We start from the raw sequence: 15,969 nt of genomic DNA on the forward strand, positions 1-15,969 counted from the left end.
TATCGAGACTTAGGTCTTGTAAAGATACATCAAACGGACCTTACAACGATCCGGTCGGCACGGTCGGAATCTCCGTATCAGGAACGCAGGATTGGAACATCGGGACGATCTCTTTGAGCCGTTCGAGCAACACGACGGTTTCATCACGGTAACTCGCCGCTTCCAACGCAGACAGCTTTTCCCGAAATTCTTCGAAGTCAAGATGGTTGATCGTCCGAATCTGCAGAATCTTGTCCAAGGACGAAGCGACTGCAACCTCTCCCTCACCGACCAACTCTTCATACAGTTTTTCCCCAGGGCGAAGACCAACGAATCGAATAGGAATATCCTTTCCAGGAATAAGCCCGGACAGCCGAATGAGACTCCGAGCCATATCGAGCACCTTGATTTGCCCCCCCATGTCGAGAATGTAAATATGGCCTTGTTCACCAATCGTTGCCGCCTGGAGAACCAATTGAACGGCCTCTGGGATCAGCATGAAGTAGCGTCGGATCTCCGGATGTGTAACGGTTACCGGTCCGCCCGCCCTGATCTGTTCCTGGAAGCGCAACAATACGCTCCCACTACTGCCAAGAACATTGCCGAACCGTACAAGAAGGAAGCGGGTCCGACTCGTCCTTGCAATATCCTGAATAATGAGTTCCGCCACTCGCTTGGTAGCTCCCATCACGCTCGACGGGTTGACCGCCTTATCGGTCGAGATATGGACGAACTGCTCTACACCATAAAGACTCGCGGCTTCAGCGGCGACACGTGTACCGATGCAGTTGTTCTTTACGGCTTCGAGGGGATTCAGCTCCACAAGGGGAACATGCTTGTGGGCTGCCGCATGGAACAAGATCTGAGGTTTATACTGCTCCAGTACAGCACAAAGTCGCTGCGCGTCCGTGACATCCCCAATCAGCGGAACAATGGGGAACGCAAACCTCCGATCATCTAATTCCTTGTGGATGTTATAGAGACTATTCTCATGACGCTCGTAGAGCAATAGCGTGTGTGGTTCGAACAGGGTAATTTGACGAGCCAATTCAGAACCAATCGACCCACCAGCTCCAGTAATCAGGACACATTTCCCTCTCACCATCTGTCTCGTCGCTTCATTGTTAAGGTCGATGGGCGCACGGGACAATAAGTCCGGGATCGAAACGTTACGTATCTGACTGACCGTGCTTTGGTCTGCAAGCAGTTCTTCTTTGGCCGGCAATGTTTTGATCGAAATGTTGTACGGCTCCAATTTGATAACAAGATCTCGGAGAAACTCGGGAGCCGCCTTCGGCACCGCGACCACAACCACTTCGGGTTTGAGTGCCTCTATAAGTTTAGGAAGGTCCTGCACCGTACCCAACACGCGGACTCCGTGGATACGTTGATTGAGAAGCCCAATATTATCATCCACAAATCCGATCGGCTGGCAGTTAAACACTGTGCGAGTTTTCATCTCCCGAACGACACGTTCTCCTGAATCTCCGGCTCCGACGACCAGCACCTTCCGTCTTTTCTGAAAAAGCGGCCTATCACGAAGGATTCTGGAGGACAATCTCACTCCGGCAAGAAACCCGATGAGCAGAATAGCATCGATGGCAAATATGGAGCGTGGGTAGCTAGAGATCCCCATCACCCAATGGACCCAACCATAAAATGCGACTGTGCTGGTTAAGACGCCGCCGATAATGTTTTGGAGATCCCAAATACTCGTATATCTCCACAAACCTTCGTTCAAACCAAACAAGGCAAATGCCACCCCTCTTATCGCAACCAAGGCAAGTATGGTTTGTTCGAAGGTGCGGATCTCACCGGCAGGTATACTGCCGTCGTACCTCAGGCCAAAAGCCAGATAGTTTGCGAGGATGATCAAGCCTACATCGAGCATCACGATGATGGGCTTGCGCCACCGCAGAACAAAAGACGACAGGCCCGTCCATGGAGAGCCCGAGGGAGGTTCGACGGCAGCTTGTAGTTCAGGAAGTGTGAATATCACAACCGGAATCCTGACAATATGCAACAACGTTTGTACGATAATGGCAATATCGAGCCGCAAAGACATATGGCGGATATACAACTTTGCCAGTCTGATCTTTTCAGGAAGGACTTTGAGTTGATACTCTTCCTCAGGATTGGAGGAATACGCGAGCAGCGCCGCTTCATCGATGTACCTTAACGAGGCCAAGTCAGTAATCCCCGGGCGAACCGTGAGCACCTCGGAGAACTCAGAACGCAGGCGTTCAACATACCGAGGAACTTCCGGCCTTGGCCCCACAAAACTCATGTCGCCTTTGAGAACATTCAACAGCTGAGGCAACTCATCGAGCTTCAATTTCCGTAGAAATCGACCTACTCTGGTGATACGGGGATCTTGACCGACTGTAAGAGGCAAGCAGGTTGTCGACGTTCCCGGTACCATGGTTCGGAACTTCTGTATCGCGAACGGACGGAATCCTTGCCCCACACGGATTTGACGAAAGATCACCGGCCCTCGCGAGTCGAGCTTGATCAAAACGGAGATGATTACAAGGAGAGGCGCCGTGAGAACCAGCCCCATTACGGCCAAGCAGACATCCAATGTACGTTTCATCACCGCCGATTCCTCTCGACCAGATCACGCACGGTCTCGATCACACGATTCACCTCGTCCTCCGTCATCTTGGAGTACAGCGGTAAGGAAACAATCCGTTGGAATGCCCTGCTGGCAGCCGGGAAATCTTCGGGCTGGTACCCTCCCTTGTCTCGATGGTAGGGATGTAAATGGAGGGGGATAAAATGCACGCTGCAACCGATACCGGCTTGCTGCAGTTGATGAATAAATTCATCGCGACTAACCCGCAGACGATCCACGTCCAATTGGATGACATACAAATGCCACGCGTGCTGGGCATGAGAAGCGGTTGGGGGGCATAGTATCTCAGGAAGATCTCGGAAGCCATCATGGTACATGGCGGCATACCGTTCCCGCCCTTTCCAAAAACGTTCACACTTCTTCAGCTGGGCCAAACCAAGCGCCGCAGCGATATCAGTCAGATTGTACTTAAAACCAGGTGAGAGTATTTCATAATACCAGGAGCCTTGCGCGGAGTAGCGATTCCAGGCATCCCGACTGAGACCGTGCAGACTCATCATCCGCATGCGAGCGGCCCACTCACCATTATTCGTGGTGACCATTCCGCCTTCGCCGGTAGTGATATTCTTTGTGGCATAGAATGAAAAACACGTCGCGTCAGAAATTCCACCGATCATTTTGCCATGATATCGAGCCGGCAAGGCATGTGCCGCGTCTTCGATCACATGGAGATTATGTGCCTGTGCGATCGCATGGATAGGCTTCAAGTCGCATGGGTGCCCGGCAAAATGAACGGGAATGATCGCTTTCGTTTTATCAGTGATGGCCTGTCGGAGGCGACCTGTATCCAGATTCAACGTGTCTTGTTCGCAATCGATCAGAACAGGGCGTGCCTTGAAGTAGGTGACCACCTCGGCCGTGGCAGCAAAGGTCATCGTCGGAACCAAGACCTCATCTCCCTCACTCACACCAGCCGCTTCAAGGGCAAGATGAAGAGCGGCGGTACAGGAATTAACCGCGACGGCATGTTCCGCCCCCACCATTGCGGCAAATTCACGCTCAAATTCCCGCACCTTGGGACCCGTCGTCAACCAGCCGGAACGGAGAACTTCCAACACTTCCGATACCTCTTCCTCGCCAACATCAGACCTATGAAAAGGTAAAAAGTCTTTCATTCACAGATCTCCTCTTTGGCTAATGAACATGTCCCTATCAGGGCTACACTTTCCCATAATCCCTGGAAAGCACAACCCATCTTTGGAGGGGCTAAGGAAGCTCTATCTGTTCAGAAATACCTCAGAAATCAGACGGATATCTATCCTACACTATTGAAAAGACTTTAGGCTATTGGAGAATATTGAAATTAGAATTTTATAATTTCCCGCATGAGGGAGGAGCGAAACTGGGGATCTCCCTATTATAGACTTGTGATATCAGCCCTTGCCAAAAGTCTGTCCGATAATTCCCTGCGACCGGTGATGGGCCAGCATCTGTTCAGGGTCACCATCAAGGCTACAGTATGGACTTTTTCCAATATAGGCTGTAAAAAATATAGGCTGTAAAAAACGCTATGCGTATATCTTTGGTTCATCGATTTTTCCAGCAGTGCCGCGGCCAAGACAGCCTCACGATTATTCAATCCACATTGCGATTTATGGAATTCTTGTTCAGCGAATGACTAAAGACCGCTTTGGTCGTATTTTATTCACCCTTTCACATTCGATCATTATCTATTTATCTGTCTCGAACCTATCTTCTTAAAATAGTTGACGGCACGGAATTCCATCTCTATAAATCCGGTCATGCTTCGCCTGCGTGACGACCAATGGGAACGGATTCGGGAGCACTTCCCTGAAGAGCACATTCCGGACAGCCGCCGCGGTGTCCACGCGAGGGTCTGCAGGACGTCCTCACGCAGCTGGCGAATACGCTGTGGGACGAAGGGCATCGACGAACGCGCGTTTCATCGATGCCATCTGTGCCGCCGCGAAAGGCGGTGACGATGCCGCAGGCTCTCGAAACGCGGGAAGGCGTGAAGATTCTTGCGATCGTAGATCGCCATGAGCTCCTCCTCTCCGTCAGTACGCATACGGCGAATCATCAATGAAGTCACCTTGGTGCAACTCAGTTTCGACTTTACATGTTAGAGGCCAAGTCGGATTCCCATTGGGGAGCTCGTCTACTGACTGCGACAGCCTCAATGACACGCTCAAGCAGGAAGGGGTCACCCTAATCGCACCGCACAGGTGTACGATAAAACTGAAGGCCCAAGATGGCCGCTACGTGCGTCGCTATGAGCGCCGCTTGCTCGTGGAGCGCTTCTTTGCCTGGCACCAATGGAAGAGGCGTTGCTGATTCGCTGGAGTACTATGCCACCAATTTTCTGGGCTTTGTGCAGCTCGCCTGCATTACGATGCTCCTCAAGCAATTTTGAAATAGGTTCCAGTATCATTACGTCGTGAATGCTCTGAACGGCAGTCGGTGAAATAGCTGAAATGCCACTGATAGATAGATGACCTCGGCACGCATGATGGATCCGCCAGTGCGTTCGACCACACTATTGTTCCTTGGGGTAGGCATGAGTCAGACTGTGTCGGATATGGGCATCAGCAGCGCTACTGCATGCGAAGAGGGCGCATGCTTCTTGCCAATCGCTTGCGTAGATACACCGTCGTGCGGGTATTCTTAGTGATAGCTTCTGGAGGCTCTTTGAAGGTGAGTACTCCGGTTGACCTATAAAGAGACAGATTCATCATCATGTCTGTTCACAGTGTCATGAAAGTAGCCGGCCGGCATTAAACGAGGAGATCGGCATGGGAGTTCCACTGCTTGACTTGAAAGGACACCACGAACCGCTTCACAAGGAGATCATGGCGGCGCTGGAACAGACGTTTCAAAGCCAGACGTTTATTCTCGGCCCGGACGTAGGCAAGCTGGAGGAACGTGTGGCTGCCTATTGCCAGACTAAGTATGGTGTCGGTGTGACCTCTGGAACGGATGCGCTTCTGGTCGCCCTCATGGCCCTCGGTATCGGCCCCGGTGATGAGGTCATCACAACGCCCTATTCGTTCTTTGCCACGGCCGGTGCAGTCGTGAGGGTGGGAGCGAAGCCGGTGCTCGTGGACATCGATCCAGTGACTTATAATATCGACCCCGCCGGAATTCAATCAACGCTGACGGCCAGAAGCAAGGCCATTATCCCGGTACACCTCTACGGACAATGCGCCGACATGGCCCCTATCATGGATGTCGCGAAGCAGCACAATTTGAGCGTCATTGAGGACGCCGCCCAAGCCATCGGTTCCGAATATCATGACGGGCGGCGCGCTTGCAGCATTGGGACCATCGGCTGTCTATCGTTTTTCCCGAGTAAGAATCTCGGATGCTTGGGCGATGGCGGGATGGCGGTGACCAATGATCCTGATCTCGCAGAGCGGATGCGGGTTCTGCGGGTCCATGGGAGCAAGCCGAAGTACTATCACAAGTGGATTGGAGGGAACTTTCGTCTCGATACCATACAGGCAGCGGTTCTGAACGTTAAGCTCAACTATCTTGATGGGTGGACCAAAAGACGACAGGAGAATGCCACCCGATATGAAACTCTGTTCAAGCAGAGCGGCCTTGTGCAGAACAAAAACGTGACATTGCCGGAACCAGCATACCGAGACTCCGGCGTGAAGCATTATCACATTTATAATCAGTTTGTGATAAGGGTTGAGCAACGAGATGCCCTCATGGGGCATTTGAAGCAGCGAGGAATCGGGGCGGAAATTTACTATCCGATCCCATTCCACCTCCAGGAATGTTTTCTCTATTTAGGATACCGTGAAGGAGACTTTCCTGAATCGGAGCGTGCAGCCAAGGAGACCATCGCAATTCCCATATATCCCGAGTTGACTATGGAACAACAGACTGCAGTGGTTGAAGGGATCGCCGCGTTCTACAGATAACTAGAGTTGTCCTTGGTGATAAGGTATGTTTGGAGATACAGTGTCGCCGGTAGCTTCCTTAAGGCGGACTGCTCAGCACCTTTCCGGAAGCTTACAGTGCATCTCGACTCGAGGTATGCTGAGTACGGCTCGTCACGCCAAGCAGCAGGTGATGCAGCCGCCTGGCGATTTCCTTTCGATTGTACAGTTTCTCCGCTGCACAGCGACCGGCTTGTCCCAGTTCTCGGCGTAATTCGGAGGTGGAAGCCAGCCGACGGACAGCCTGTTCGAGGCCTCGAATGTCTTCGTAGGGAACCGCCAAACCAGCTCTGGCATCAAGCACGCGTCGCGCACCTTCCCCTCCTCCGGCGAAGAGGATTGGCATCCCGCTGGCCATCGCTTCATAGATTTTGCTGGGCACCGCGCCGGGAATTGAAAACTTAAGCACGTGAAACCCCACCTGCGATGCCGCCAGTAAGGCGGGAATTCTCTCCTTCGGTTGTGCCGGCAGGAGTCGCACATTGTTCAAATTTTCATCCTCGATTCGCCGTCGTAAGGATTCGCGCTCCGCCCCATCCCCCACCAGCACGAACTGAACATGGTTCAAATCGCGAACGGCCGCGGCAACATCCAGAACCACACCCAGTCCTTGGGCCATTCCCATAACGCCCGCATAGGTGAAGGTGATACGATCCCGTCCCCCCAGCAGAGATCGTGCCTCATCATCCGCGAATTGGGAACCGAACCTTTCAACATCGACACCATTGGTAATCACTTCCGCATCGGTCGAGGAACATCGACGCCGCACGGATTCAACGATTTCATTCGAGGTACCGGTCACCAAGGCCGCCCGTCGGTAATACGACAGTTCAAGAGCCTCAGCCGCGGCAAGGACGAATCGATTCTTGACCACTCCCATGTATTTAGCCGATTCGGGCCAGAGATCGGAAACATTGAAGACCATCGGCACACCCCAATGTCGGGCCAAGCGAATACCGGCATGTCCGAGAAACAACGGAGGTGACTCGATAAACAACACATCCGGCTTGGCGCATAGCGCCGGGCCCCAACGGACGGCGGATCTGACAAATGAGAAGTAACACATCAGCCGATCGATGAAACCGCTTTGAGCCGGACGCAGAGGTACTCTCACGACTGAAAGCCGACCCAATGCTTCCGTCACGGGACGCCCGGGATCGTACCCTGCCAAGATTCGTCCTGTGGGGTAATTCGGTAGAGCAGTGAGAACTTCCACTTCCCACCCCAATCCAGAAAGCTCCTGCCCCAGTTCAAAGAGACGTGTCTGAGCAGCGCCAATTTCAGGGGGAAAATATTGAGTCAGCAAAAGGATACGCGCCATAATCCTACACGAAGAAGTTAAGGCTGAGATGCAGCAGGTAAGCCTGCCGAACCTGACTCAGGGAACTTAATCATGGATTTGCGAATGAACAGCCCTCCTAGGACCCTGAGGCCCTTTAATTGCGCAATCAATTCAAAGCCACCCTTCTCGACGGCTCGCATGGAAGCACTATTCGTTGGAGAGACAATCGTATAGGCCTTACGACTGATATTGCGTTCTATCATGTCATTGAGAAGATAGCTTAAGGCGTAAGGGCAAACACCCTTTCCTCTATATTGGGGGGTAGTAAATCCATACCCTACGACTGGGATACGAGCATCAAACCCAAACCGTGAAGGCAACAGCGTATCAAAGGTGAGCCAATTCTCATGAATCACTTCTCCATCATTGAAGACAACGTATGCAAGCCTTTGTTCTGTCAGCCTCTTATCGATTCCATCTATCCCCGATGGGTGCTCCACGGAAAAACATTTGATTGATACAGAAGATGACAGACGGTGAGGGGAGATCTTAGGCGACTCTCTACTGAGATAAAGAAGCTCGTTCACATGATGAGGCCGAAGCGCTTCCAAAAGTTGTCGAGCCGACAACATTCGCAAACGACGTAGAATTAAACTCGCATTCATCTTGAGGCAGGAATCTGAGCTATTGCTTGTTCTTCAACTTCTGAATAATGCACCGTCTCCTTGCTCCATTGCCGGGCTGGTCCGGAGAACGATAAGGCCTGGTGGCTACCCACCACAGCCTTCTCGCAGGTTATTTCCCAGCCATCTGCGGTACGCACGAGCGATGCGGTGGCAAAATTAGTCAGCGCCTCTCGCAATGCGGCAAAGGATAACGTTACCAAGTCCTTCCGGCGTTGTTTCTCCGAAATATACTCAACATTTTCCACAAACTCCGGGATCAACGTCACGCCGGCATTTTCGCGAATAAAACAATTCATCGTCCCACCGTTCTCCTTTTGGTGACCAAAGTAACAATGGGCCAATAACAACCCATTCTGCTTACAGAGCAAGTCAACGTTTGAAGGCCTCAGTTGGAACCCCAAATGATTGCATAAGATCGTATCAAAGACCCACATCTTATCCTTGCTCATAAAACTACACTGTCCATTCATGTCATACAGAACCATCGGATTTTCATGGCAGTATTTTAGCCCCCGCACTTGAGCAGCAACGGACTCCCATGCCTTCATCTTCCAAGGCGCATGCATGATGGGACGCAGGTGGTATTGACCGAGCAAGTTTTTCAGAACAGAACTGCCGTAGTAAAATAGTTGAGGGATTCTTACTCGCTTTTTGTCCCACAGAAAGTAAAGCACATTGGAGAAGGCGAGGAATAATTGCCTTTGCGCCCAGATATCTACATTCCGTGCAGGATTTTCCCAAACATCAGTATAGGACCAGTAGTTCTCAATTCCAACCTGGCTTAACATATCCACCAAAGAGGCCCCTTCTTTAAGGGTCGCGCCTCTCGAAAAGAGATACTCTCCGGTCCCATGATCGATCCAAGTCCTTGGGGAGTACTGACTCATCATGTCAATTCTGCGCAAACACTCTGAAAGCGGAGGAGCGTCTCTCCCAGGGCTGAAACCATGGTAGGCTATTTCCGAGCCGCCCTCATATAACAGGTCAACAGACTTTTTGTATTCGAGCACATCTAGACCGGGTTCCGGTCTACCTATTTCAGGGTCGCTGCTTGGGAACACCCCTTTTGTAATACGAATATCGTTTTTAGAGAACACTTCAGACAAGAGGCTCAGCTTCACGACAGAATCATAATCCGGATGATCGGTTAAACAAATGGCAGAACGGGCGCCATGAGGATATGGCTCAAGCCAAACAGCATCATCCGTCGAGCCGAGCCTATTGACTCTCACGTAGATTTGCTCGTTAGTCGGAGACTTCTTCAGCTTATGCGCACCCCACAGGATAAGCCCTGAACCATATCTATCTTGAACCACGAACTGCGCAACTACAGCATCGTCTTGCTTATACAGCCTCAAGTGAGGGTACTTGGGAAGATCCACTTGATGCAGAATATTCCCTTCCCTTATCCAAAGGACACAACCGACAGGATAAGGCGGGTGAGCCTCGCGTAACAAAGGAAGGATTTGCCGGTCATGGCTGAGGAAGTATGCTTCTTCTGCCCGGAAAAAGCATGTCACCTGAATACGATCTGTGCCCTGAGTGGAGGTTGATATAGCAAGAGAGTATCTCGCGGACCAGACAGTCTCTTCGAGTATGGATATTGCGACTTCTTTCCGTGTCAGCTTGCCGTCTGATACGCTTTCCGAGGTCGCCTTGACCGTCACCATGGCCATATCAGTTTCTCAGTGCCACTATCCCTACTGGCGATCAATTGGCGGAATTATCCGTCCTTTCGAAATATCAACCGCGCATAGCGAGAAAAAGTGCGTTTATACTTCTTGAGTATCGGATACATTTTCATGAAGGCGGTAAATCTCCAATGAGAAAGAATACAGTACCGGGGGCTGGTAAATTTTATATGGGTAGGACGAAAGCCCATCTTGAATTGCGCCACTCCGGAACTTCCCGTTGAGGTAAGGTCGTACCCTCGCAACCCCATGGCGCGTGCCGTTTTCATGACGTGCCAATGCAAGAACGCCCCGACATTATAATCTTTATCCGTCCTGACGGTTCCTCCCATTAAGTAACTCCACCTTCGGCCCGCCCAAACACCGTAATGGGCTGCCAAAGTCCGTCCTTCCCGGCAGACGACCAAGACAACAGCCTGCCCTTTATGCACTTGCTCAATCAGTGTAGGACCAAACTCTTCCCAAGATCGGGTACTATACCCTTGCTCTTGCCCGTTCAATTCAATGATGGAATAGGCTTCCTTTAATTCCGACTCCTTGGTCACCCGATGCAGGGACAATCCATTTTTCTCGGACATCCGAATGTCACGCCTCTTGCCGCTGCTAAACCTTTTGAACATGTGCGCTTCCCACTCCTCGTCGGAGGCGATATTCCCAAAGTCTATCCAAAGCATCTGATTGGGGATTGCCATCAAGGCAAAGGGGAATCCGTCTCGAAAAGAAGCGCCGGTCGGCATTGTCACTGTAGGCAGAATGGCCGGATCGGAAAATTCCTGGGTAAAAGGTATCTTCAGCTGGAACAAGAACGCGCCAACAGATCTTGAATAGGATATCGCCTCTGTGATTAAGGAGGAGAAAGACCCTTCCTGCCCGACGTCGATGATCGGCCCCATCGGCGCGATCACAACATTCAACGGCCGCTTCCCAAATATGAGAAGACCTATTCCCCCAATCACGTGATCGTTTTCTTGGTGCTTGGCCACGATGATGTGATAGTCGAATCCATAAGTGCGAAAGCTCTTAAGGTATGTGGATAACTGACAGTAATGTCCGCGAGGCGAGGTCATAAGAAACTGATCCCACTGATTCAGTTCAGGCGAATCATGGCTGATGTGCTGAATGATCATTTCATCTTCTTTTTCTGTCCGGTCAGACTGGAGTTCTTCGCGTGAGCGTCGCGGGCTGAAGAAATCACCTCAACCGTAGTAGAGGCCCATTGTCGTATCCCACATGATGGGCCCCCATTATCGACGCTTTAGTAACAAGAGGACCGCTGGCCTGGCAGAACCGTAGTATTTCACGAACCATGCTGCAAAAGCAGAGAGCAGACCCTGGCTGATTCCGCTGAATGACCGTTTTATGCACTCGGACTCGCTTGAAGACATCACAGCCAATCTAGGATGAGGCTCAAACAGACGACGCGCGGCGGTGCAAGGGAAACCCGACGGAACCCAACTTCGAGACCAAGTTGGATTGATTCCTCATTGTTCGCTCACGATCTGCTTCATGTTCCCAAGCAAAGTAATCGAGAGCCTCGAAGATTTACAATCATACTCCTCTACACTGTATTACGAAATCTAGCAAGATGAAGATCTCGTCTGACATCGACATCCCACATCGTGATCGTTCCGACTGAGTCAGTCTTCGCCCACCTACCGACGAATAGGATACGAGCGCCTTGCCGTACTGCTCTCACGGCTGTTTATGAATGGAATGGGGAAAACCATCTGCTCCCCTTGTCCTGCATATATTCCAGGTCAACTCGCAGTATGAAAGCGCTCAGAGGATCAAACACATGCAGGCCAAATTTCTACAGCACGGATCGACAGAAGCGATAATACCGTGATGACGATTCTTGCTCATACCTTGCAGAAGCCCACTCCCACACCGACATTGTGCCAGTGGTCCGTCAAACAGGAACTGCTTCGGATTGACTATAGCCAGGATCGGCTGAGGTTCCGATGTCTCTTTGAACCTACATCGACTACAGTCAGCGCTTCGCCTGAAATCAACTCGTTTAATTTTCATTAATCTTATTATTAACTTACTGATCGATCTAAATTGGCACGATGGTTGCTTTAGCCGCAGCACATGGTACGGAACCTCATTCGGGGTAGCCATCCAATCAAAACATTGCCGCAGACTTGGGCTGTTGCAATTATTTTATTAGGAGACTCCATATGCTTCGACTCAAGCACACACTCATTGCCTACATCCTAACCACGGCTCTCTCGCCATCCGTTTCGACCAACGCAGCGACGTACTATGTCGCCACGAACGGAAGCAATAGCAACCCCGGCACAAGCTCCCAGCCGTGGCGGACCGTGGCCTATGCGGCGGACAGAATGGTCGCAGGGGATACGACCTATGTCAAGGGTGGGGTGTACAACGAGGGGCTCATTCGATTCAAGAGATCCGGCACCTCGTCGGCTCCAATCAAGCTCCTTAACGTTTCTGGCCAGTTCCCGATCATTGACTGCGTTGACAAGACCGCAGGTCAGATGATTCTTCTTCAAAACAGCTCCGGAAGTAAATATCGGATCGGCTGGATCACAATTGAGGGATTTGAGATAAGGGATTGCACCAATGGGATCAAGTGGTACAACCTCCACGATTCCACAATTAGGCGAAATTGGATTCACCACAACCAGATCGACAAAAGCGGTATTCTCGGGGTTGGTGGCTTTCGTGTTGTTATTGACCGTAATCGGCTCAACAATGTTGAAGGGCATGGTATCTACATAAACGGTTCCTCAATGACCCTTACGAACAACCTCCTTTACAATACCCGCAAATATGCGATTCAACTTAACGGCTCTGTGCTCTATGATTCTTCCCGGTTCCCAGGCTCGGAATTTGCTGAATCGCACAATTGGGTCATTGCCAACAATACCTTTGCGTATTCCCGAACCGAAGGTGCCATTACCATATGGGGCAGTAAATGTAATAATGCAAAAGTTCAAAACAACATTTTTTATGAGAACGCCTCCGCTGGTTCTTCCATCGCCGCGAACGGGATTACATTCCAATCCACTGGCGGTACTGGGATAAAGATTAATAACAATCTTGCCTTCGCGAGTGGATCTGGCGGCACGCGGTTTCTCACCGGCACGTCGGCGAAGGAAGGGGTCCATTACACACAATCCGGTAACATCGTGAACACGCTCAGTCCGAAATTTGTGAATGCCCCATCAACACTGCCATCATCGCCCAATTTCTCCCTGACTTCAGGAAGCCCGGCCATCGACAATGGGCTATCCCTGTCAGCCACCGTAATATCCTATCCTGGCACGACCCGACCAAAACTATCTGCCTATGATGTTGGCGCCTATGAGTACTACAGTGGTAGCACTACCTCCACTGCACCAACATCACTCCAGGTTGCTAACTGAAATGAAAGATCGGTTGGAGAAGGATAGCAGCTTCTTTTCAATCTTCAGTTCCACGGTTCGCATAGCACCCACCACCGCGCTGCGCTAGCAACGCGGTGGCTTAGGTCTGCAACCCATCTCCTCAGTCATTATCCATCCGTAGCTCAGAGCCTTATGCTTCAAGGCATTGGGCCTGGTGCCGTACCAGGGCGATGTGCCTCCAACGTAACCACAGCAACTAGCGCAAGGGCAGAGGCGTCAGCACCTCGACAAAGAGGGCAACCACGGACGCCAAATGTGCGAGCACAGTCGTAAAGGATACGAAAGTACACCCCCGAAAGGTCATATCCTCGTCCAGCTCCGTGCGAGGCAGAAATCCTAGGGCGTGGGTTCAGGAGCTTGTCGACACTGCACCTTCTAATGCGACGAACAATATTTGCATTTGCGTCGTTTTCCACGTAAACAATCCTCAGTATCCCAGGGAATACGCCTGTGATTTTTCGTGCCTAGGATCTAGAGTGAGCATTCAGTTCTCAAGGGGAACGTTCCGGCAGACCGACGTTGAGCGACGGCCTCGATGCAGGTGCCGCCATGCTGCTCTATTTTTTGTCATCATTTTTGGGTAGAAGCTACTATGCGCAGGCATTTTCGTGGGAAGTCAAGAGGGCATGAAAAGCTGATTGAGTGATGGTTTACTTGGGATTAAGGTCGCATGCACCTGCCAGATGTGCTCTGTGAGCACCCGTTGGTGTACAAGGTCTTCTGGTCACGCGGGCGGGTGGACCTGTGGCGCGGTGCCGTCAGTGATAGAATGTCTACTGGCGTACCCCCACTCCAGACTGACAGACTCGCACCACCGCTGCTCGGAAGGCGATAGGGCGTGGGGCTTATCGCTTCGACCTCACAGAACCAAAGGGGCGTCACCTCGTAGACGCTGAATCGCCTCTCGCAGCGGTTCTATCCGCATGGTCAGATCCAACCACCAACGCTTTCAGCTGTGCTAGTTTCGCGTCGCAGCCATCGGCCCCCAGCTCTTCAAGCCCGCCTGGCCACTGGTGCCGACGTGAGACAGGATCCAGATCTTCTCCGCCCGCGGCACGGCATCTCCCTTCTTGCGCGAGAAAAACCGGCTGCGCTCCCTTTCGATTGCGCCATGGACACTTCCATCAATGAGGGTTGCCCCAAATGTGTGTCCAGGAAATCGTGGGGCGGAGGACTTCAGTGAATTTGGAGCGCTATTGGCGCAGCGGGTGATTTGAGGTCGACACCAGCCTTGTATTCATAGGCGCCGATATCATAGGCATGTCCTTGGGGCCGAGGGGTGCCGTCAAGCGCCGTTGTGATTGCCGCATGGGGCACGCCCTTGTCGATGGCCGGACTTCGTTCAGTCAGGGCGAAATTCGGTGAAGCAGGAAGGGTGGCTGGAGCATTGACGAATCGTGGATCGTCAGTATTCACGACATTCCCGGATTGCGTATAATCGACACCTTCGACCCTACCGCCACTGGCGATAAAACCCAGGCCGCCAGATCCGGTCGCATAGGAAAGGTTGTTTCTGATTGTCACTCCAGAGAGGGGTTGACTGGATAGAAAATGGATCGCTTGTGCCACGTTGTTTGACCTCGCGGGCGCATTCTCGTAAAAGATGTTATTTTCTATTCTGAGATTGGTACAGCCCCGTCCCCAGATGACGTAGGCTGCGCCCTCAGTACCTCCGTTATATGCAAAGGTATTATGGGCCACAACCCAATTCTGTGCCCCGGCAAATTCCGGTCCTGCATGCTTGGTGGAATCGTAGAGTGAACTCCCTGATCCGTTTTGCTGGATCCCATAATAGGTCACGTCATAGATCAGATTATTCGTAATGGTAAAAGCTGTCCCATTCGCGTAAATTCCATGCGCTCGTTCCACCTTACCTACATCGTTGATGATATTTCGATCGATCAAGATTCGTGCGCCGTTGCCCTGGATCGGCGTGTTATACGTATCGTGCATCCAATTGCGCCGGATCACGGAATCATGGAGGTTGTAAAACTTCACGCCACGAGAGCAATGGCGAACTTCAAACCCCTCGATGGTGATCCAGCCTATCGGATTGATGGAGCCGGCTCCATGCTGAATCAAAAACATTTGCCCGTCCGCAGTGAGGTTACTCAAACACTGATAAATTGGAGATTCCCCTGGATAGTTTAGGAGCTTGATCGGGGCCGCAGCGGTCCCGCTCCTCCTGAACCGGACCCCTGCTCCGACATATAATCCCCCTCTCACGTACGTCGTATCCCCGGCCACCATGGTGTTCACGGCTTTATGGATGGTCAGGAACGGCGTCTTTTCAGTCCCGCTGTTGGAATCGTTGCCGGTCGTGGCCACATAGTAGGTCGTTGCGTGCGCCGCAACGGTTGACGCGAAGGCGCTCA

Annotated in this window: 9 protein-coding genes; 2 read left to right on the plus strand and 7 right to left on the minus strand. The window is 51.7% G+C overall.

The annotated features are described in order from the left end of the window. Window positions 1-40: 40 nt before the first annotated feature. Together A4E19_12415 and A4E19_12420 are read right to left on the minus strand one after the other, a co-directional pair. Window positions 41-2,572, minus strand: a complete 2,532-nt coding sequence (locus tag A4E19_12415; protein OQW37817.1) for a hypothetical protein — start codon at window positions 2,570-2,572, stop codon at window positions 41-43. Continuing rightward, on the minus strand, window positions 2,572-3,729 hold the full coding sequence (locus tag A4E19_12420) for a UDP-4-amino-4,6-dideoxy-N-acetyl-beta-L-altrosamine transaminase (protein OQW37818.1): 1,158 nt from the start codon (window positions 3,727-3,729) through the stop codon (window positions 2,572-2,574). Before A4E19_12420 ends, A4E19_12415 begins: the two co-directional genes overlap by 1 nt. A 1,638-nt stretch (window positions 3,730-5,367) precedes the next feature. Between A4E19_12420 and A4E19_12425 the strand changes: the two genes are divergently transcribed. Beyond that, the gene (locus A4E19_12425) at window positions 5,368-6,504 is read left to right on the plus strand and encodes a transcriptional regulator (protein ID OQW37819.1); all 1,137 of its coding nucleotides are present in this window, start codon (window positions 5,368-5,370) and stop codon (window positions 6,502-6,504) included. A 91-nt stretch (window positions 6,505-6,595) separates the two neighbouring features. On the opposite strand, the gene A4E19_12430 is transcribed toward A4E19_12425, so the two are convergent. The 4 genes from A4E19_12430 to A4E19_12445 are packed head-to-tail and all read right to left on the minus strand — an operon-like array spanning window position 6,596 to window position 11,308. Beyond that, on the minus strand, window positions 6,596-7,843 hold the full coding sequence (locus tag A4E19_12430) for a hypothetical protein (protein ID OQW37820.1): 1,248 nt from the start codon (window positions 7,841-7,843) through the stop codon (window positions 6,596-6,598). Window positions 7,844-7,860: 17 nt separating this feature from the next. Continuing rightward, a complete protein-coding gene (locus tag A4E19_12435; protein ID OQW37821.1) occupies window positions 7,861-8,436 on the minus strand; it encodes a hypothetical protein in 576 nt (191 codons plus the stop codon). A gap of 29 nt (window positions 8,437-8,465) precedes the next feature. Beyond that, on the minus strand, window positions 8,466-10,166 hold the full coding sequence (locus tag A4E19_12440; GenBank protein OQW37822.1) for a hypothetical protein: 1,701 nt from the start codon (window positions 10,164-10,166) through the stop codon (window positions 8,466-8,468). A gap of 47 nt (window positions 10,167-10,213) precedes the next feature. Then, window positions 10,214-11,308 carry a hypothetical protein gene (locus A4E19_12445; GenBank protein ID OQW37823.1) on the minus strand — a complete coding sequence of 365 codons (1,095 nt, stop codon included), beginning with the start codon at window positions 11,306-11,308 and terminating at the stop codon, window positions 10,214-10,216. A gap of 1,053 nt (window positions 11,309-12,361) precedes the next feature. Between A4E19_12445 and A4E19_12450 the strand changes: the two genes are divergently transcribed. Next, window positions 12,362-13,573, plus strand: coding sequence for a hypothetical protein (locus A4E19_12450; GenBank protein ID OQW37824.1), 1,212 nt, complete (start codon window positions 12,362-12,364; stop codon window positions 13,571-13,573). A gap of 1,197 nt (window positions 13,574-14,770) precedes the next feature. On the opposite strand, the gene A4E19_12455 is transcribed toward A4E19_12450, so the two are convergent. Next, the gene (locus tag A4E19_12455) at window positions 14,771-15,922 is read right to left on the minus strand and encodes a hypothetical protein (protein OQW37825.1); all 1,152 of its coding nucleotides are present in this window, start codon (window positions 15,920-15,922) and stop codon (window positions 14,771-14,773) included. Between the last annotated feature and the right edge of the window lie 47 nt (window positions 15,923-15,969).

The organism is Nitrospira sp. SG-bin1, from assembly GCA_002083365.1.
Taxonomy (GTDB): Bacteria; Nitrospirota; Nitrospiria; order Nitrospirales; family Nitrospiraceae; genus Nitrospira_D.